A 19,240-nucleotide genomic window follows, 5' to 3' on the forward strand; every position below is an offset into this window, starting at 1 on the left:
CAATGCGGCTCTAAGGAAACAATCAATTCGCAGATGTGATCAGGTCTGTGGCCCGGTCACCTCTGCGGCACGTGCCAGAAGCGCCTCACGCCCAAGCATAAAGTTGCTGTCGATCCATTCCTGCTCCAATTGCTTGAGCAGGGCGCCAAGTTTTGGGCCTGCAACAAGCCCCAGCCCTTTCAGATCGGCACCTTTTACGGGAAAGTCCGGCCTGTCCCAACCTTGAACAAAGCGCAGCTGGCGAAAATAGCCGCCCGCCTCAACCAGGGCCTTGTCATCACCGACAGCACGCGCCCGCGCCGCAGACAAGGCAAGGCGCAAGCGGTCTGTAATGGCCTCTACATTGCCAGTATAAAGCTGACGCGAAAGCGCACGCTCGCTCGTATCGGGTCGCACCGATGGGGCCAGCGCCCAGTTTTGCAGGCGCTCGGTCTGCGCCCGCGACAGGCGCAACCGCTTTGCCATATCTTTCAGGCGCGCCGCATCTGGCGGCAGGATGCTTTCAAGCCGGAGCATGGCATCAATGGGCCAGTCAAGATCCATTTGCGCCCGCACCAGTCCATGAATGCTATCAATGCCCCATTTCTCGCTTTCGGGCAGCACATGCGACAACACACCGGCCTGCCGCATCCATAACAAGGCGCGTGACGGATCGGGCGCGCTTAACAGCTTTTTCAATTCCGCCCAGACCCGCTCGACTGAAAGACGGTCCAGCCCGTCTTTCAACTGCACACAGGCTTTCAGGCCCTCAGCATCTGGCCGCCCATGGCCATACCAGGCAAAGAAGCGGAAAAAGCGCAAGATACGCAGATAATCCTCACGAATACGCGCTTGCGGATCACCAATGAAACGCAATTGCCGTGCCTTGATGTCAGCAAGCCCGCCCACCAGATCAATGACCGTTCCGTCGGCCTTGGCATAAAGCCCATTGATGGTGAAATCGCGCCGTTCAGCATCCGCCTTCCAGTCCCGCCCGAAGACGACGCTTGCATGACGCCCATCCGTCTCGATATCGGCGCGCAGGGTCGTCACCTCAAACGGTGTACCCCCGGCAATCACGGTCACCGTTCCATGATCAATGCCGGTTGGCGCCACCTTGAACCCGGCGGCAATTGCCCGTTTCATGGTTTCTTGCGGCACAGTGGTGGTGGCAATATCAATATCGGCAACCATCTGGCCCAGCAGCGCATTGCGCACCGCACCACCGGCTATGCGCGCCTGTTCGCCGCCCTCACTTAAAACCGACAGGAGGCGCTGCAAATCAGCTTGCGCCAGCCAGTCGCAACCGGCAATGCTCACCTGATCGCTCACGCATAAAGCCTTTCATAAAGGATACGGATAATGCCAGCCGTCACGCCCCAGATATAGCGGTCTTGATAGGGCATTTCATAAAACATCCACTCAAGCTCACCCCACATGCGGCTGTTGCGGTGGTGATTGGCCGGGTCCATCAAAAACCGCAATGGCACCTCAAAAGCTGCATCCACCTCGTCAGGATTGAGCATGAGATGAAAACCCGGTTTGACCACCGAAAGCACCGGCGCAATGCGGTAGCCCGAACCCGACACATAATCCGGCATCCGGCCGATCACCTCGATATGGCCTTCCGGCAGACCAATTTCTTCCTCAGTCTCGCGCAGCGCCGCATATTCGGGCGTTGGATCCGTCGGATCAATGCGCCCGCCCGGAAACGCAACCTGCCCGGTATGGTTGCGCAAGGTTTCAGCCCGTTTGGTGAGCAAAACCGTGGCCTCCTCCCCATGATCGACCACCGGGATCAGCACAGCAGCCGAACGCAGAAATTCCTGTTTTACCCTTGGACGCGGATGGCCGGGATTGAAACGATAATCACCATATTCGGCCTCGCTTTCACCTGTCTTCGTCTGGCCCTGCGCCCTCAAGCGAAACGCTTCGGCCGAAAAAGGAGAAATGGCGGCACTCACATTCACAGGCTCAACTGCCGCAACTGCGCTGTCGGCATGATTGGATAGATTTGTCCCTTCGAGCGCAGCGCAAACATCGTGCCTTGCGCGGTCTCAACCTCCTCGCCATGCTCGACAAGCTGATACATGACCGGGCGTGAGGCCAGCGCCTCCAGCCGTCCACGCACCAGCACATAAGGTTTGAGCCCGCCGGTTTTGTCTTCTTCGACAAAGCGCAGCGGATGATCGGGGCCTGCCTCCACCACATCGCCGACATTGGTGCGAAAAGTCACAATCTGCTGTCCGTTGCGCTGCGAGACATCGACCTCAACCGCTACAAAAGGCGCATCGACAACCTTGATGCCGACCTTCTCTACCGGCGTAACCAGATAGGTGCGCCCATCTTCATCCTTGCGCAATACGGTTGAAAACAGCCGCACCAGCGCAGGTCGGCCAATCGGTGTGCCAAGATAAAACCACGTGCCATCGGCCCGGATTTCCATATCCAGATCACCGCAAAACTCCGGATTCCAGCGCTCGACAGGCGGCAAACCCCTCTCTGCGCTGGCGGCACGCGCAATCAGCGCCTCAAGCCCGCCGGCATCTGCGGCAGTGACAAGGCTTTTTTGTTGATCTGTCTTGCTTTGGGTCATGGTCACGAAATAGTCACTGTTATCACGCTTGTCAGCATGGGTACGTATTTTAGACATCTTGAATGTCTGTATAATGGCTGTAAGTCATAGCACCAATGGCGGAAAACTGCCCAGCACGCCGGAATAAAGGACCAGGACCCCATGAGCATTCCCATGAGCGTCCCCATGAGCGGGGTTGCTGCCCAAAGCCCGGTCAGCGAAAAAGACATGATCGGACAAGCCGAGCAGGCACTGACCGATATTTTGCATATACGCGAAGGCATCGGCAAGGTCATCTTCGGTCAGGAAAGCGTAGTTGAACGCACATTGGTGGCCATTCTGGCCGGTGGACATGCGCTGCTGGTCGGCGTGCCGGGACTAGCCAAAACCCGGCTGGTGGAAACATTGGGCACCGTGCTTGGGCTGGATGCAAGCCGCATCCAGTTTACGCCCGACCTGATGCCCTCCGACATATTGGGCTCGGAGGTGATGGAGCAGGATGACACGGGCCGCCGCTCCTTCCGCTTCATCCCCGGCCCGATCTTTGCACAATTGCTGATGGCCGATGAAATCAACCGCGCCTCGCCACGCACCCAGTCGGCCCTGCTGCAGGCCATGCAGGAATATCACATCACGGTCGCCGGTCAGCGCCATGATCTTCCCACCCCTTTTCATGTGCTGGCCACACAAAATCCGCTGGAACAGGAAGGTACCTACCCGCTACCCGAAGCCCAGCTTGACCGCTTCCTGATGCAGATCGACATTCTCTATCCCGATCTTGAGGCCGAACGGCGCATTCTTTTAGAAACAACCGGCACCAGCCAGACCCATGCCACCAGCCTCATCGGGCCGGAGCGCCTGAAGGAGATCCAGACCCTCATTCGCCGCATACCGGTGCCTGAAAGCGTGGTCGAGGCCATTTTGAAGCTGGTGCGCTCGGCTCGTCCCGGACAGGACGTGGCTGAAACTGACCGTGATGTGGCCTGGGGGCCGGGTCCGCGCGCCAGTCAGGCATTGATGTTGTGCGCTCGTGCCCGTGCGCTTTATGACGGGCGGCTTGCGCCGTCCATCGATGACGTCAAAGCGCTGGCCGAACCCGTTCTCCAGCACCGCATGGCGCTGACTTTTGCTGCCCGCGCCGAGGGCGTGAGCGTGCGCGATGTCGTGGCGAGGCTTGCAAAGGCGGTCTGATGGCCCAGACAGGCGAACTTCAGACAGCAGCTAAAACGCATGAGGCGCTGGCCCGGGCGCGCCAGCATGCCGCCCTCATTCCCGACCTGCTGGTTGAGGCGCGCCGCATCACCAACACCATGATCTCTGGCTGGCATGGCCGCCGCCGACGCGGTATTGGCGAAAATTTCTGGCAGTTCAGGCCCTATACCGAAGGCGAGCCCGTCAGCCGCATTGACTGGCGTCGCTCGGCCCGCGACGATCACACCTATATACGTGACCGGGAATGGGAAGCCGCACACACCGTGTGGCTATGGGCGGATATGTCCGCCTCCATGCTTTACAAATCAACCCTTGCCACCACCTCCAAGCAGGCCCGTGCATTGGTTCTGGCGCTGGCCACAGCCGAGCTTTTATCACGCAGCGGTGAACGTATCGGCTGGCCGGGCCTGACCGATCCCTTCAGCGACCGCAATGGCGCCGAGCGCCTCGCCTCACGCCTGGCGCATGTAACCGACCCGGCTCCCCGCCTTGACCTGTCCACCATTCACCGCTTCAGCGACGTGGTGCTGATCGGCGATTTTTTAGACCCGCCAGAAGAAACACTTGCATGGCTTGAAAAACTCGCCAGCAAGGGCGCCCGTGCCCATCTCATTGAAGTGGCCGATCCGGCAGAAGAAAGTTTTCCCTATTCTGGCCGTATCGAATTTACCGATCCGGAAACCGGCGAGCGGCTGACCGCCGGGCGTGCTGAAATTCTGGCTCGTGACTACCGGCAGCTTTATCTGGCGCGGCGTGAGGAACTGGCAAGTTTTGCCAGACGCCGCGGCTGGAGTTTTACGCTCAACCATACCGACAGACCGGCCTCAGAAGCACTGGTGCGCCTGCATGAAGCGCTGACGGCAACCGCTGCAAGCACAATGGGCGTACAGGCACGATCTGGGGAGGCGCGGGCATGAGCTGGCTACCTCTTTCCTTTGGCGCGCCAATGGTTCTGCTCGGGCTTTTAGCGCTCCCGGCGATCTGGTGGCTGCTGCGGCTGACCCCGCCCAGACCACGCACAGAACCATTTCCACCCCTGAAAATCCTTGCCCGTGTCCTCAAACGCGAAGAAACACCACAGCAAAGCCCATGGTGGCTGACATTGCTGCGCTTGTTGATTGCCGCACTTGTCATCATGGCGCTGGCCGATCCGGTGTGGAACCCACGCGAAAAAACACCCGTCAGCGGCACAGGGCTGGTGCTGGTCATCGATAATGGCTGGGCCTCTGCCCCCGACTGGGACAAACGCATGGCCACGGCCCGGCTTCTGATTGCAGATTCCACCGACCTGCCGGTGGTGATTGCCTTCACCGCAGAAAAACCCGATGCCGATATGGGCCCCTTTGACGCCAGCACAGCCCTTGACCGGCTGCGCGCTGCCACACCACGCCCGGTCCCCACCGACCGGCCAGCCATCTATGCGCGTGTTAGTGAAACATTGGCTTTGATGCCCGACGCCAGCCTTGCCATTTTAAGCGACGGGCTGGCAGCAGCGGGCGATGATGAGGCGTTTGAGGAATTGCTGAAAAACGGTGCGGCAAATCTTGTCTGGGCAGCGCCTGAGCGCATGACCCCCATTGCCCTGACCGCTTCAGAAAACAGAATAGACGGCTTTTTGCTGACCGCTATCCGCGCCAGCAGCAATATGGCTCCTGCCCGGCTCAGTGCCGGCGCCTTTGACGACAAGGGCCGCCGCATTGCAGATGCCACGCTGAATTTTGACGCGGGCGAAACACAAACAGACGCAACCATGGCAGTGCCCTTTGAACTGCGTAATGATTTTGCCTTTCTGGCGCTGGATGGCGAACATCATGCAGGTGCTGTGCGGGTCCTGGATGAAAGCGCAAAACGCCGCCGCATCGGGCTGATCTCGCAGGCCGAGGCCGATCAGGCACAGCCGCTGCTGTCACCGCTTTACTATATCCACCGGGCTCTTTCGCCCTTTGCCGATCTGATCGAGCCTTCCAATCCTGATCTGGCACAAGCCATTCCCCAGATTCTCGACCAGAAACCGGCCATGCTCATCATGTCCGATGTGGCAGCCATTCCCGAACAGGCCCGCCAGAAACTTGCCGAATGGGTCGAGGGGGGCGGCACGCTGGTGCGCTTTGCCGGTCCAAGGCTTGCCAGCGCCAATGCCAGTACAGAAACCGGTTCCGGCACTGAAGATGATCTGCTGCCGGTGCGGCTGCGCAGTGGTGAGCGCAGTTTCGGCGGGGCCTTGTCATGGACAACGCCACAGCCCGTTGCTGAATTTCCCGCCTCCGGTCCCTTTGCCGGACTTGATACCCCCCGCGACATCACCGTCACCCGGCAGGTTCTGGCTGAACCCTCACCCGATATCATGGAGCGTAGCTGGGCCAGCCTTGCCGATGGCACCCCGCTGGTCACGGGTAAAAAGCGCGGCAAGGGCACCATTGCCCTGTTCCACATTGCGCCGACTGCCACATGGTCCAACCTGCCGATTTCCGGCAGTTTTGTCGAAATGCTGCAACGCATTGTGCTGCTTTCGCGCAATCAGGGCACTGTGGATATGGCAGACGAGACGACACTTGCAGCCCTTGCCCCCTACCGGATGATTGCCGCGGACGGCTCTCTGGCTCCCCCCTCTCCCGAAGCACGCCCGCTGGAGCCTGGCGCTGATAATGTTGTGACGCTGGAAAATCCGCCCGGCCTTTACGGCTCGCAAGCCGGTGTTCTGGCGCATAATCTGTTATCGCCCGCCAGCACGCTTGCCCCCCTCCAGCGCCCGCAAGCACAGATTCCGATGAGCGATATTGCTTATGATTTTGATCCGTCCAGCCTGCTCAAAGGGCCGTTTCTTACGATTGCCCTTATCCTGATTGCGCTTGATACGCTGATCATGTTTGCAATGAATTCTGTGCTGAGTCGCCGGATGCGCGCCATGCGTTATGGTGCCACGACCGCCACTCTGCTGGCTCTGTTTATCCTGCCTGTGCTGCTGGGCAGCACCGCCTTTGCCGATGACCGCAAACCCGATGACGCCATGTCCATTGATGCGGTTTCCACCACCCGCATTGCCTATGTGATTACCGGCATTTCCAGCCTTGATGCCGTCAGCCACGCCGGTTTGCAGGGTCTCAACCGCTTCCTGCTCGATAAAACGGCGCTCGAACCGGGCGAACCGGCAGGTATTGATATTGCCACAGATGAACTGGCGTTTTATCCGCTGATCTATTGGCCGATTGATCCGGCTTCGCCTGTGCCCGGCAATGAGGCCATTGCTCGTATCGACGCTTATATGCGTCAGGGCGGAACGGTGCTGTTTGACACGCGCGACCAATATTCCAGCGGCTTTGGGCAAGGGGCAGCCAGTCCCGCCACCCAGCGCCTGCGCGATATTTTGGACAATCTCAACATACCGCCGCTGGAGCCGGTGCCAGCCGACCATGTGCTGACCAAATCCTTTTATATGCTGCCGGAATTTCCCGGTCGCTTTAACGGCAGCCCGCTATGGGTGGAAGCCTCGCTTGACGCCTCCAATGCCGATGACCGGCCGGTACGCACCGGCGATGGCGTCTCGCCAATTCTGATTACCGCCAATGATTTGGCTGGCGCATGGGCCATTGACGCCAATGGTGCGCCACTATTGCCAACCGTGCCCCCCGATCCAATGCAACGAACCTATGCCTTACGCAGCGGCGTCAACATCATGATGTATATGCTGACCGGCAATTATAAATCCGACCAAGTGCATGTGCCGGTTCTGCTGGAACGGCTGGGGCAGTAGAAACATGAACAACTGGTCCCTTTCCTTTGAACCGCTGCTTGGCCTGCCCCTTCTGGCGGCCTTGCTGGTTCTGTCTGGCCTTCTGGCGTTGATCGGTCTGTGGGCGCGCCAGCGCGGTGCGGTTTTGCGGCTGGCAGCCTTTGCAGCGCTTGCCGGAGCCCTTCTCAATCCCGTTTTACTCAAAGAAGAGCGCGAGCCTTTGCAAAGTGTTGTCGCCCTTGTGGTTGACCGCAGCCAGAGCCAGTCAATCGGCGCCCGTGAACAACAGACTGACGCCGCTATTTTGGGCATGAAGGAGCGCCTTGCCCGCTTTGAGCAGTTCGATGTGCGCGTGGTCGAGGCCGGGCGAGGCGCCGCCACTGACGAAAAAACCGAAACACGGCTGTTTGCCGCCCTGCAAAGCGCCTTTCGTGATGTGCCCAACTCCCGCATTGCCGGGGCAATCATGATCACCGACGGACAGGTGCATGACATACCCGCCACACATCCCGATTTTAATGCGCCCCTTCATGCGCTGATTACCGGCCATGAAGGCGAAAAGGACCGCCGCATCCACTTTGAAAAAGCCCCGCGCTTTGGCCTTGTCGGCAAGCCGCTGGAAATGACCTACAAGGTGACTGCAAAAGGTGAGCCGCAAACTGTGCTTGATGTAACCATCACGGTCAATGGCGAAACTGTCGGCACACAACACGCCGTGACCGATGAGGACATGCAGCTTGACATCCTGGTGCCCAATACCGGGCGCAACATTGTCGAACTGTCCATTCCCGCTGGGGAAGATGAACTAACCGACATCAACAACACCACCATTGCACTGGTCGATGGCATTCGTGAAAATCTGCGTGTGCTGCTGGTCTCGGGCGAACCGCATTCAGGCGAGCGCACCTGGCGCAATCTTTTAAAATCCGACGCTTCGGTGGATCTTGTCCACTTCACCATTTTGCGCCCCCCTGAAAAGCAGGATGAAACGCCCATTTATGAATTGTCGCTGATTGCTTTTCCTACCCGCGAATTGTTCGTGGAAAAAATTGATGAATTCGACCTCATCATCTTTGATCGCTACCAGCACCGTGATGTGCTGCCGCTGCTTTATTACGATTATATCGCCGAATATGTGGAAAAAGGCGGGGCGCTGCTGGTTGCAGCCGGTCCCGAATATGCCGGTTACAGCACCATTGCCAACACGCCGCTGATGAGCGCCCTGCCAGCCATGCCGACCGGCGAGGTGATTGAGGAGGCCTTTTATCCGCGCCTGACCGATCTTGGCCAGCGTCATCCGGTAACGCGCGCGCTGGAAGGTTCTCAAGTCGAGCCACCGCAATGGGGCCGCTGGTTTCGCACTGTCAGGGTCGAAAACCCGCAAGGCGAAGTGGTGATGAAGGGGGCCGATGAACAGCCCTTGCTGCTGCTTGAGCACAAGGGCGAAGGCCGCGTTGGCATGTTGTTGTCCGATCAGGGCTGGCTGTGGGCGCGTGGCTATGAGGGCGGCGGCCCGCATGTGCAGCTTTACCGGCGGCTGGCGCATTGGCTGATGAAAGAGCCAGAACTGGAGGAAGAACGGCTGACCGCCGACGGGCGCGGCATGGCGCTTGACATACGCCGCCAGAGCATGAGCGATGATCCTGGCCCGGCTGAAGTCACCCTGCCCTCCGGCAAGGTAATGCAGGTCCAGCTTGCGCAATCCGGGCCCGGTATTTTTACCGGTACAACAGAGACCGATGAGATCGGCCTTTATCAGATTGCCAATGGCAAATTATCAACACTTGCCCATGTCGGGCCGGTCAATGCCGCAGAATTTGCCGGTATTGTCTCCACTGCCGATACACTCAAACCTGCCGCAGAGGCGGTGGGCGGAAGCGTGCACCGTCTGTCGGGGTCTGATCCAGCCACAATCAACCTGCCTTCGGTGGTGCCAGTACGCGCCTTGTCCGGGGCTTCCGAAGCCTCCGGCAAGGACTGGATCGGGCTGCGCAATACGCAAGACAGTGTTTTAAAATCGGTCAACCATGTGCCGCTGTTTGGCGGTTTTTTCGGCCTTGGCCTGTTGCTGCTGACGCTGGGCGGCATGTGGTATCGCGAAGGGCGCTAAAGGAGGAAGCGCTACTTCTTCAATACGGCCTTGAGCACATCGCGAATGCCGATCGAGCCGACAAAACGTGACTGGTCATCAAACAGTGCAACAGGGGCTGTCTGCGAACGTTGCATGGCCACCATCACAGTTTTCAACGAGGTTTCGGGCGTGGCCCAGAACACCTGCGCTCCACCTTCGGGCAGATTTTCCACATTAACGCAAGATACCCAGTCGGCTGGCTGGCCATTGCGCTCGGCTGCAATCACCAGATTATTATGATCCAGCCTGAAGCGCGTGGTTTCGCGGCGATCCAGCCACACCCAGCCATCCGCATCCTGTTTCAACTCATGCTTCAGGCGCATCACATTCCACGCCGTCAACACCGAGAGCGGGTTCACATTGGCGATGAAGTCGCGCACATAATCATTGGCCGGTTGCAGCACGATATCTTCCGGCGTGCCGGTCTGCACAATATGTCCGCCTTCCATCATGGTGATGGAAGTGCCGATCTTCAGCGCCTCTTCAAGATCATGGGAAACAAAAACAATGGTCTTTTTCAGCTTGGCCTGAAGCTGAAGCAGTTCATCCTGCAATTTGGTGCGGATCAGCGGATCAAGCGCTGAAAACGGCTCGTCCATGAGCAGAATCGGCGCCTCTGTGGCAAAGGCGCGCGCCAGCCCGACCCTTTGCTGCATTCCACCCGAAAGCTCATGCGCATATTTGGTTGCCCATTGGTCCAGCCCGACCAGCTTGAGTTGATTTTCAACACGCTCACGCCGTTCAGCTTCCGGCACTCCGGCAAGCTCCAGCCCAAAGCCGACATTTTCTTCCACCGTGCGCCAGGGCAGCAGACCAAATTGCTGAAACACCATCGCCACCTGCTTCTGGCGCAGACGCCGCAGCGTGGCCGCATCACAATTGACGACATCGACCATCTGGTCGCCATCATGGACCATGACACTGCCGCGACTGACCACATTGAGCCGGTTGACGGCGCGCAGCAAGGTGGATTTTCCAGAGCCGGAAAGCCCCATCAACACCGATATATCGCCCTGCCTGACAGTCAGGCTTGCACCTGCGCAGCCCAGAACGGCTCCGGTCGCGGCTAAAATCTCCTCTCGCGAAGCCCCCTGATCCAGCATTTCAAGGGCGCGCGCCCTTTCCTTGCCGAAAATAATATCGACATCGCGAAATTCTACAGCAACACTCATCGGGTGGCTCCCGTGCGAACCCGGCTCATGCGGTCGAGAATGATGGCGATAATGACGATGGCAAGGCCCGCTTCAAGGCCAAGCGGGATGTTGACCGAATTGAGCGCCCGCACCACCGGCTTGCCAAGGCCGTTGGCCCCGATCAAGGCCGCAATCACCACCATGGACAATGACAGCATGATGCACTGGGTCAGGCCCGCCATGATGGTGGGCATGGCCGCCGGCAGTTCCACCTTCCACAGAAGCTGGCGTTTCGTGGCCCCGAAAGCCTCGCCCGCCTCCAGCATCGGCTTCGGCACCGAGGTAATGCCCAGATAGGTCAGGCGAATGGGGGCCGGTGAGGCAAAGATGACGGTTACAATAAGGCCCGGCGCAATGCCAAGACCAAACAGGATCAGGACCGGAATAAGATAGACAAAGGTCGGCATGGTCTGCATCAGGTCGAGGATCGGCTGGAGAAAGCGATAGCCACGCTCATTATGCGCCGCCCAGATGCCGATCGGAACCCCGATTGCCATGGAAGCGGCAGTTGCGCCCACGACAAGCACCAGCGTCTCAACCGTATCCTTCCACATGCCCTGATTGATGATGAAGGCAAGGCCGATGGCCACAGCCAGCGCCAACTTCCAGGAGCGCTGCAACCACCAGGCAAGGGCTGCGATCAGCAAGACCACCACCATGGGCGGCAACCACAAGAGCATGTCGATCAGATTTTGCAGGCCCCATGCCACCCCATCGGCGATGGCGTCAAAGAACCATTCAAAATGCTCGGTGAGGAACATAAAAAATGACCGGCCCCACTGACCGACAGGTATCTTGAAGCTGGCGATCAACGCCGAGACCGGATCCATGCCATTCCCTTGTTCTTGAATTTTTGTAGCACTGGCACTGGCAATGGCGGCTCACACAGCCATTGCCGGATTGCTCACACGAAGGCTGGCCTTTCCCTCAAAGGCCGAGCGACGACTTTACCGAAGCAGCAGCATCGCCACCATCAAAGGTCGTCACACCTTGCAGCCAGGGTGTAATGGCGTCAGGATTGGCTTTCAGCCATGCGATGGCGGCGGCCTCAGGCTGCACATTGTCATTGAGAATAGCCCCCATGATCTCGTTTTCCATCTGCAGCGAGAAGGTGAGGTTTTTCAAAAATGCGCCCATATTCGGGCAGTCTTGCGTGTAGCCGGCACGCACATTGGTCAAAACGGTCGCGCCGCCGTAATCGGGGCCAAACACATCATCGCCCCCTTCAAGATATTTCATGTCGATATTGGCGTTCATCGGATGCGGCTCCCAGCCAAGGAACACGATATCCTGCTTGGAGCCGACAGCCTTTTGCACCGCAGCCAGCATCCCCGCTTCAGAGCTTTCCACCAGTTCAAAACCGCCAGTGTCGAACTGGTTGGCCGCAATCATGTCCAAAACAACACGATTGCCGTCATTGCCAGCCTCGATGCCATAGATCTTGTTGCCGAGCTTGTCCTTGAAGGCTGCAATATCCTGAAAACTTTTCAGACCGGCATCATAAGTATAGCTCGGCACCGCCAGCGTGTATTTTGCCCCTTCCAGATTGGTCACCACCGTCTCGACCGTGCCCTTTTCCTGATAGGGCCTGATGTCGGCCTCCATGGTCGGCATCCAGTTGCCGAGGAAAACATCAATATCATTGCTGGCCAGAGAGGCATAAGTGACCGGCACCGAAAGCACCTGCGTATCGGGCTGATAGCCCAGAGCCTCAAGAATGACGGATGCCGTGGCAGTAGTTGCGGTAATGTCCGTCCAGCCGACATCGGCAAACCGTACGATTTTGCAACTGTCAGGCTCGGCAGCATAGGCAGCACCGCTGGCCGCCACCGACAAGGCGAGCGCAAGCGCAAGCGATTTCAGATTTGACATTATTTTCTCCCATTCTGGCTTGTGGGCCTGTTTTGTCGCGCGCATTGCGCGCCCTGATTTGTCGATCATTGTTTTTAGCCAAACATTATTCTCATTTTCTTTCAACCGGTAACACGATGCCATCAACGCCGCATTTTGCTCTGCAGCGGCATGTTCCCGCGCCATCCGGAGAAAATCTGGCAGTGCCGGGCCGCGCCATATTTTAATTTTTCCAACAAAAAAGCGGTGGAAACGTGCACAAATCGTAATCTTGTCCTATATAAGGATAATGCGCGGGGACGTTTTGCTGCATTTTGAGCTGAACCGCTTCAAATCCCGCTATCTTCAGAGCCTACAGAAAGAAGGAAATTCATTGCAAGTACTCGTTCGTGATAATAATGTTGATCAGGCCCTCCGGGTTCTTAAAAAGAAATTACAACGCGAAGGCGTTTTCCGTGAAATGAAGGCGCGCCGCGCCTATGAAAAACCATCCGAGCGCCGTGGCCGTGAAAAGGCTGAAGCAGTGCGCCGGACGCGCAAGGCGGCCCGCAAGCTCGCCGTTCGCGAAGGTCTGATTGCCGGCCCGGCAAAGAAGCCGCGTCCACAGGCTCGCCCGGCAGCAGCACCTGCCTCCTGAGGCTCCCCGCATTCTGCCACAGAATATGAATTGAACCAGAGCATATTGTGAGTACAGACGGGGTATGTCTGGCGTCGCACAAATATGGTTGAGATTTTTTTGCACATGATCTTGTCTGAAAAAAACTGCAGTTTTTCGGACAAGATCATGCCTGAACCGCCTGTCACGCTACCTGCGGGCGGGCGGTTTCTTTTTGAGCGTTCAGATTATCCGTGAGTTGCAATAGATATATCCATATTGTGAAGTGGCCCAAAACCGCATATTTCATAAGCTAGAGCATCGGACCAAAAAATGGAATCGGTTTTTGGATAATTCTGATGCTCATTCAAAGAGTTAGAGCGTCCTTTGTGCGTCCGGCAGGACGTACGGCGCTCTAAGGGAATGCTTAATGTGCAACCTTGGGGCATAATAGCCGAGCCACGAAAGAACCATATATGCTCGACCCGAATGTCAGTTTCACAAGCCAGATATTCCGCTGGATCGGGCGCGGCATCGGCTTTGTCATCGGCATCCTCTTGTGGCCGTTCAAACAGGCCGGGCACTGGTATCGCAAACGCGGGCTTTACCTGAAAATGGGTGTTGGCATATTTCTGGCGGCTTTCATCGCTCTTTATGGCTATTTTTTCTATGTCACACAGTTCTGGACCGGCTTTGATCCTGATTACCCGGCAGCCCTGATACAGGTGCAAACAGACGCCATTCCAGCCGGGGAGCCTGTGACCTCCCCTGTGACCTCCAATGGCGGCGCTTCAACCACCATCGCAAATCAGTCCGCCCCTGCCTGCAAGCCCTCAGCCATCACCACCATTGCGGCCGATCTGATTGATTTCAATGTCAACCGGAATGCGTGGATTTCCTCCATGTTTTTGTCGAAGCTCGGCCTGTTTGGCATGGAATGGAAAAACACGTCGTTCTTTGACAACAAGGCCGCTTTTCAGCTTGGCATCAACAATGCATTGCGGCGCACCACAACCGAACTGGTTGATACACTTGGTCGTGTGCGCGGCACCTCACAGATTGATCAGAACCTTCAAAGCGCGCGCACCAATCTCGCCTGGAATGAAACAGCCTGGTATATCGGCTGGCGCGGACCGACCCGCCCGGCTCCCAGCCTCTATCGTGAAGCCATCACCAATCTCAACAATTTCAACAGTGCCCTGGAAAAATGTCAGGCCACCTTTGATGCCCGCGCCGACAATCTGTTGCAGTTTCTCGACCGTATCACCAGTGATATCGGCTCCACGTCCGACATATTGCGCCAGCGCATCGAAGTCTCGGATGCAGCGCTCTTCGACACGCGCGCCGATGATCGTTTCTGGTTCGCCTATGGCCAGCTTTACGCCTATTATGGCCTTCTGGTTGCCGCCCGCAGTGATTTTTCCACAGTGATTGCCGAACGCAACCTGACGACATTATGGGCGCGGATGGAACAGCAATTGCGCGCCTCGCTCAATGTACAGCCCTGGATCGTTTCCAACGGCAATGAATCCAGTGCGCTCTTCCCGTCACATCTGGCGACCATGGGCTTTAATCTGCTACAGGTGCGCTCTAATCTTGTCGAATTGCGCTCTGTTTTAGACCGATAGGATACGCGCAGCCCAACAGACTGAAAGCGTGTCGCTTTTTGTTTAGTTCGCGCCTGTTTTGGAATGGTGGCAATCATTCCTGGCAGGCTTTTATCGACGCTCCGGGCAAGCCGCACCGGAGAGCAATCCAAAATGGGGAATAATCTATGGCCGAAGTGAAATCCGACATCCAGATCGCACGCGCTGCAAACAAGAAACCCATTCAGGAGGTTGGCGCCAAGATCGGCATTCCGGCAGAACATCTCTTGCCCTACGGCCATGACAAGGCCAAGGTTTCAGCCGAATTCATCAAATCCGTCCAGAACAATGAAAACGGCAAGCTGATCCTTGTCACGGCCATCAACCCGACCCCTGCCGGTGAAGGCAAGACGACAACCACTGTGGGGCTTGGCGACGGCTTGAACCGGATTGGCAAAAAGGCGGTCATCTGCATTCGCGAAGCCTCGCTGGGGCCCAATTTCGGCATGAAGGGCGGTGCTGCTGGTGGCGGCTATGCGCAAATTGTGCCCATGGATGACATGAACCTTCATTTTACGGGTGATTTCCATGCCATCACCTCAGCCCATAATCTTTTATCGGCCCTGCTCGACAATCACATCTATTGGGGCAATGAGCTTAATATCGACACAAGGCGCGTAACCTGGCGTCGCGTCATGGACATGAACGACCGGGCGCTGCGCCAGATCGTGGTGTCTTTGGGCGGCGTTGCCAATGGCTATCCGCGTGAGGCCGGTTTTGACATCACTGTCGCCTCCGAAGTCATGGCGATCCTGTGTCTGGCCCGTGATCTGAAAGATCTGGAAAAGCGACTGGGCGACATCATCGTCGCTTACCGCCGCGACAGAAGTCCCGTCTTTGCCCGTGACCTGAAGGCCCACCGCCCGATGGCGGTTCTGCTCAAGGATGCCATCCAGCCCAATCTGGTGCAGACGCTGGAGAACAATCCGGCCTTTGTCCATGGCGGTCCCTTTGCCAATATCGCCCATGGCTGCAATTCCGTGATGGCCACCTCCACCGCGCTCAAGCTGGGCGACTATGTGATAACCGAAGCCGGTTTTGGTGCAGATCTGGGTGCAGAAAAATTCTTTGACATCAAATGCCGCAAGGCAGGGTTGAAGCCGGCTGCCGTCGTCATCGTCGCCACGGTGCGCGCCCTAAAAATGAATGGCGGGGTCAAGAAGGAAGATCTGGGGCCAGAAAATATCGAAGCCGTCAAGAAGGGTTGTGTCAATCTTGGCCGCCACATCGAAAATGTGAAGCAATTCGGCGTTCCGGCTGTCGTTGCCATCAATCATTTCCACACCGATACCGATGCCGAGATTGCAGCGGTCAAGGAATTTGTCGAATCGATGGGCGAGGAAGCCGTGCTGTGCAAGCACTGGGCACATGGCTCTGCCGGTGCCGAGGAACTGGCGCACAAGGTGGTGGAACTTGCCGAATCCGGTCGTTCCCAGTTTGCTCCGCTTTACGCAGATGAGTTGGGCCTGTTCGACAAGATCGACACCATCGTCAAGCGTATCTATCGCGGTTCGGAAGCCATTGCCGACAAGAGCGTACGTGACCAGCTTCATCAGTGGGAACAACAGGGCTATGGCAATTTGCCGGTCTGCATGGCCAAGACGCAATATTCCTTCTCCACCGACCCCAATCTGCGTGGTGCGCCAACCGGCCACACAGTTTCGGTGCGTGAGGTACGTCTGGCGGCCGGCGCCGGTTTCATCGTGGCCATCTGCGGTGAGATCATGACCATGCCCGGCCTGCCCTCAAAGCCGTCTTCAGACAATATCCACCTCAACGATGATGGTGACATTGAAGGCTTGAGCTAAACTTTTGCCTTCATTTATCAGATCAAGAACAGGGCGGCTCATGCCGCCCTGTCTCTTTTGGTCAAAGACCAATAAATTTCCTTGCCGGTCCTCCTGAAGGTCGCTATGGAGAATGCATGAACATGCATTTCTCAACCTTTTGCTGGTGGTGGGCCTGCTGATAGCGGCCTTTTGAGCGCGTGTGCGCAAAAAATAATGGGTGGCCGCAACGGATTTCCGGGCGGCCATTTTACGTTTCAGCCTCCAGGGCCGTTGCCTGACAACAGACGGAGACGGCTATGACGATGGAAACTCTCGATAACGGGGCAGAGCGCTTCACAACCGCAGGCGGCATTGCCATTACCCGCCAGCGGCACGAGCAGCCCTATGCCACGGCCATTCAGTCCTATATCGACAGGCTTGATTCACACCGTGGCGCCGTTTTTTCCTCCAATTATGAATATCCGGGCCGCTATACGCGCTGGGATACGGCCATTATTGACCCGCCATTGGTCATTTCCGCCCGCAACCGCTCCATGCGGGTGGAAGCCCTGAATGAGCGCGGCAAAATAATGCTGCCCACGCTTTACGCCATCATTGCAACACTTGGCGAAGTGCGCATCACGCATAAATTCGATGATCGCATCCTGATTGAAATCAACAGCCCCGAGCGTATCCTGACCGAGGAAGAACGCAGCCGCGCGCCTTCCGTCTTTACCGTCCTGCGTGCCCTCACCGCCCTTTTCCACACGGAAAATGACAGCAATCTGGGGCTTTACGGCGCATTCGGCTATGATCTGGCTTTCCAGTTCGACGCCATTGACTACACGCTCAAACGTGCCGACAGCCAGCGCGATCTGGTGCTGTTTTTGCCCGATGAGATTCTGGTCGTCGATCACCATTCAGCCAAAGCCTGGACCGACCGCTACGACTATGCGGGCAAGGATTTTTCAACACAGGGCCTGCCGCGTGAAACGCCGGAAGCGCCTTTTGTGCCGTCCGGCCACACCCCGCCGCCCGGCGACCACCAGCCCGGTGAATATGCACAATTGGTGCGCAACGCCATGGCAAGCTTCAAGCGGGGCGACCTGTTTGAAGTGGTTCCGGGTCAAACCTTTTATGAGCGCTGCACAACGCCCCCATCGCAGATTGCGCGTCGCCTCAAGACCACCAACCCTTCCCCCTATTCCTTTTTCATCAATCTGGGTGAGGGCGAATATCTGGTGGGCGCCTCGCCCGAAATGTTCGTGCGCGTCAATGGCCGCCGTGTCGAGACCTGCCCGATCTCCGGCACCATCAAGCGTGGCAAGGATGCCATTGAAGACGCAGAACAGATCATTGCCCTGCTCAACTCGAAAAAAGACGAGAGCGAACTGACCATGTGTTCGGATGTGGACCGCAACGACAAGAGCCGGGTTTGCGAACCGGGGTCGGTGCGTGTGATCGGACGCCGCCAGATCGAGATGTATTCGCGCCTTATCCACACCGTTGACCATATTGAAGGCCGGTTGCGCGAAGGCATGGATGCTTTCGACGCCTTCCTTAGCCACGCCTGGGCGGTCACCGTCACCGGCGCGCCCAAATTATGGGCCATGCGGTTTTTGGAGAACAATGAAAAAAGCCCGCGCGCCTGGTATGGTGGGGCCGTCGGCATGGTGCATTTCAATGGCGACCTCAATACGGGGCTGACCTTGCGCACCATACGCATCAAGGACGGGATCGCTGAAGTGCGAGCAGGCGCAACGCTGCTGTTTGATTCCGTTCCTGAGGACGAGGAAGCTGAAACCGAACTGAAGGCCTCTGCCATGCTTGCTGCCATCCGTGACGCCAAAACCGGCGCCAGCCCAGCCATTGAGCCCAGCGCTGCGCGCGTCGGCGCAGAAGTAAAAATTCTGCTGGTCGATCACGAAGACAGTTTTGTCCACACGCTGGCCAATTATTTCCGCCAGACAGGGGCCACTGTTTCCACTGTGCGCAGCCCGGTGGCCGATAGTGTTTTCGATGAATTGAAACCCGATCTTGTGGTCCTGTCTCCCGGCCCCGGCACGCCCAAAGACTTTGATTGCACAGCCACCATCAACAAGGCGCGCCAGCGCAAATTGCCGATTTTTGGCGTGTGTCTCGGCCTTCAGGCGCTAACTGAGGCTTATGGAGGAAAACTGGGGCAGCTTGCCATTCCCATGCATGGCAAGCCTTCGCGTATTCACATCACAAAACAGGGCATCATCTTTTCCGGTCTACCACAGGAAGTCACCGTTGGCCGCTATCATTCGCTGTTTGCAGATCCCGCCCACCTACCACATGAGTTCGAGGTAACGGCCACCAGCGAAGACGGCACCATCATGGCTTTTGAACATGTTTCAGAGCCGGTTGCGGCTGTGCAGTTTCACCCCGAATCGATCATGTCGCTGGGCGGAGATGCCGGCATGCAGATGATTGAAAATATCGTTGCCCGGCTTCCGCGCAAGGCTGGCATATAGCAGGCCGGATGGAGATGGAGCCCGTGCCTGCATATCACGACAAGGAAGCTGCAAAGCGCCG

General features: G+C 57.4%; 15 protein-coding genes. 8 read left to right on the plus strand and 7 right to left on the minus strand.

Annotation, left to right across the window (positions count from 1 at the left end):
- Positions 1 to 39 precede the first annotated feature (39 nt).
- The 3 genes from ACFPLB_RS08980 to ACFPLB_RS08990 are packed head-to-tail and all read right to left on the minus strand — an operon-like array spanning position 40 to position 2,575.
- Positions 40 to 1,311 carry a CCA tRNA nucleotidyltransferase gene (locus ACFPLB_RS08980; RefSeq protein WP_378229015.1) on the minus strand — a complete coding sequence of 424 codons (1,272 nt, stop codon included), beginning with the start codon at positions 1,309 to 1,311 and terminating at the stop codon, positions 40 to 42.
- Entirely contained in the window at positions 1,308 to 1,943 is a 636-nt protein-coding gene (locus tag ACFPLB_RS08985; RefSeq protein ID WP_378229016.1) for a CoA pyrophosphatase, read from the minus strand. The genes ACFPLB_RS08980 and ACFPLB_RS08985 overlap by 4 nt, the downstream gene beginning before the upstream one ends.
- 2 nt (positions 1,944 to 1,945) lie before the next feature.
- Positions 1,946 to 2,575 carry a DUF1285 domain-containing protein gene (locus tag ACFPLB_RS08990; protein ID WP_378229211.1) on the minus strand — a complete coding sequence of 210 codons (630 nt, stop codon included), beginning with the start codon at positions 2,573 to 2,575 and terminating at the stop codon, positions 1,946 to 1,948.
- A gap of 153 nt (positions 2,576 to 2,728) precedes the next feature.
- Between ACFPLB_RS08990 and ACFPLB_RS08995 the strand changes: the two genes are divergently transcribed.
- The 4 genes from ACFPLB_RS08995 to ACFPLB_RS09010 are packed head-to-tail and all read left to right on the plus strand — an operon-like array spanning position 2,729 to position 9,606.
- The gene (locus ACFPLB_RS08995; protein ID WP_378229017.1) at positions 2,729 to 3,745 is read left to right on the plus strand and encodes an AAA family ATPase; all 1,017 of its coding nucleotides are present in this window, start codon (positions 2,729 to 2,731) and stop codon (positions 3,743 to 3,745) included.
- On the plus strand, positions 3,745 to 4,683 hold the full coding sequence (locus ACFPLB_RS09000) for a DUF58 domain-containing protein (protein WP_378229018.1): 939 nt from the start codon (positions 3,745 to 3,747) through the stop codon (positions 4,681 to 4,683). The genes ACFPLB_RS08995 and ACFPLB_RS09000 overlap by 1 nt, the downstream gene beginning before the upstream one ends.
- Complete coding sequence (locus ACFPLB_RS09005) at positions 4,680 to 7,517, plus strand: DUF4159 domain-containing protein (protein ID WP_378229019.1); 2,838 nt, start codon at positions 4,680 to 4,682, stop codon at positions 7,515 to 7,517. Before ACFPLB_RS09000 ends, ACFPLB_RS09005 begins: the two co-directional genes overlap by 4 nt.
- Positions 7,518 to 7,521: 4 nt before the next feature.
- Positions 7,522 to 9,606, plus strand: coding sequence for a hypothetical protein (locus tag ACFPLB_RS09010; protein WP_378229020.1), 2,085 nt, complete (start codon positions 7,522 to 7,524; stop codon positions 9,604 to 9,606).
- Positions 9,607 to 9,617: 11 nt separating this feature from the next.
- Here ACFPLB_RS09010 and choV read toward each other — a convergent pair whose 3' ends face one another.
- The 3 genes from choV to ACFPLB_RS09025 all read right to left on the minus strand — a co-directional run bounded on the left by choV (position 9,618) and on the right by ACFPLB_RS09025 (position 12,692).
- Positions 9,618 to 10,799 carry a choline ABC transporter ATP-binding protein gene (choV, locus tag ACFPLB_RS09015; protein ID WP_378229021.1) on the minus strand — a complete coding sequence of 394 codons (1,182 nt, stop codon included), beginning with the start codon at positions 10,797 to 10,799 and terminating at the stop codon, positions 9,618 to 9,620.
- The gene (choW, locus tag ACFPLB_RS09020; protein WP_378229022.1) at positions 10,796 to 11,650 is read right to left on the minus strand and encodes a choline ABC transporter permease subunit; all 855 of its coding nucleotides are present in this window, start codon (positions 11,648 to 11,650) and stop codon (positions 10,796 to 10,798) included. The genes choV and choW overlap by 4 nt, the downstream gene beginning before the upstream one ends.
- A gap of 97 nt (positions 11,651 to 11,747) precedes the next feature.
- A complete protein-coding gene (locus ACFPLB_RS09025; protein ID WP_378229023.1) occupies positions 11,748 to 12,692 on the minus strand; it encodes a choline ABC transporter substrate-binding protein in 945 nt (314 codons plus the stop codon).
- 352 nt (positions 12,693 to 13,044) lie between these two features.
- Between ACFPLB_RS09025 and rpsU the strand changes: the two genes are divergently transcribed.
- The 3 genes from rpsU (at position 13,045) to ACFPLB_RS09040 (ending at position 16,720) form a co-directional block, all read left to right on the plus strand.
- The gene (gene rpsU / locus ACFPLB_RS09030; protein ID WP_378229024.1) at positions 13,045 to 13,308 is read left to right on the plus strand and encodes a 30S ribosomal protein S21; all 264 of its coding nucleotides are present in this window, start codon (positions 13,045 to 13,047) and stop codon (positions 13,306 to 13,308) included.
- Between the two features lie 434 nt (positions 13,309 to 13,742).
- Positions 13,743 to 14,894, plus strand: a complete 1,152-nt coding sequence (locus ACFPLB_RS09035; protein WP_378229025.1) for a DUF2333 family protein — start codon at positions 13,743 to 13,745, stop codon at positions 14,892 to 14,894.
- 146 nt (positions 14,895 to 15,040) lie between these two features.
- Positions 15,041 to 16,720 (plus strand): formate--tetrahydrofolate ligase, encoded by a 1,680-nt coding sequence (locus ACFPLB_RS09040; protein ID WP_378229026.1) that lies wholly within the window; start codon positions 15,041 to 15,043, stop codon positions 16,718 to 16,720.
- On the opposite strand, the gene ACFPLB_RS09045 is transcribed toward ACFPLB_RS09040, so the two are convergent.
- Positions 16,670 to 16,948, minus strand: coding sequence for a hypothetical protein (locus tag ACFPLB_RS09045; protein WP_378229027.1), 279 nt, complete (start codon positions 16,946 to 16,948; stop codon positions 16,670 to 16,672). The genes ACFPLB_RS09040 and ACFPLB_RS09045 overlap by 51 nt on opposite strands.
- 50 nt (positions 16,949 to 16,998) lie before the next feature.
- On the opposite strand from ACFPLB_RS09045, the gene ACFPLB_RS09050 reads away from it, so the two are divergent.
- Positions 16,999 to 19,179, plus strand: coding sequence for an anthranilate synthase (locus tag ACFPLB_RS09050; RefSeq protein ID WP_378229028.1), 2,181 nt, complete (start codon positions 16,999 to 17,001; stop codon positions 19,177 to 19,179).
- Positions 19,180 to 19,240 lie beyond the last annotated feature (61 nt).

It is taken from the genome of Aquamicrobium segne (genome assembly GCF_042656785.1).
GTDB classification, from domain to species: domain Bacteria; phylum Pseudomonadota; class Alphaproteobacteria; order Rhizobiales; family Rhizobiaceae; genus Mesorhizobium; species Mesorhizobium segne.

What these genes read in the sequence shown, in the direction of transcription:
- ACFPLB_RS08990 (WP_378229211.1), bottom strand. Translation starts at nt 2,575, where the DNA reads ATGACCCAAAGCAAGACAGATCAACAAAAAAGCCTTGTCACTGCCGCA.
- ACFPLB_RS09035 (WP_378229025.1), top strand. Translation starts at nt 13,743, where the DNA reads ATGCTCGACCCGAATGTCAGTTTCACAAGCCAGATATTCCGCTGGATC.
- ACFPLB_RS09050 (WP_378229028.1), top strand. Translation starts at nt 16,999, where the DNA reads ATGACGATGGAAACTCTCGATAACGGGGCAGAGCGCTTCACAACCGCA.
- ACFPLB_RS09045 (WP_378229027.1), bottom strand. Translation starts at nt 16,948, where the DNA reads ATGGCCGCCCGGAAATCCGTTGCGGCCACCCATTATTTTTTGCGCACA.
- ACFPLB_RS09025 (WP_378229023.1), bottom strand. Translation starts at nt 12,692, where the DNA reads ATGTCAAATCTGAAATCGCTTGCGCTTGCGCTCGCCTTGTCGGTGGCG.
- choV (WP_378229021.1), bottom strand. Translation starts at nt 10,799, where the DNA reads ATGAGTGTTGCTGTAGAATTTCGCGATGTCGATATTATTTTCGGCAAG.
- ACFPLB_RS09040 (WP_378229026.1), top strand. Translation starts at nt 15,041, where the DNA reads ATGGCCGAAGTGAAATCCGACATCCAGATCGCACGCGCTGCAAACAAG.
- ACFPLB_RS09005 (WP_378229019.1), top strand. Translation starts at nt 4,680, where the DNA reads ATGAGCTGGCTACCTCTTTCCTTTGGCGCGCCAATGGTTCTGCTCGGG.
- ACFPLB_RS09010 (WP_378229020.1), top strand. Translation starts at nt 7,522, where the DNA reads ATGAACAACTGGTCCCTTTCCTTTGAACCGCTGCTTGGCCTGCCCCTT.
- choW (WP_378229022.1), bottom strand. Translation starts at nt 11,650, where the DNA reads ATGGATCCGGTCTCGGCGTTGATCGCCAGCTTCAAGATACCTGTCGGT.
- ACFPLB_RS09000 (WP_378229018.1), top strand. Translation starts at nt 3,745, where the DNA reads ATGGCCCAGACAGGCGAACTTCAGACAGCAGCTAAAACGCATGAGGCG.
- ACFPLB_RS08995 (WP_378229017.1), top strand. Translation starts at nt 2,729, where the DNA reads ATGAGCGTCCCCATGAGCGGGGTTGCTGCCCAAAGCCCGGTCAGCGAA.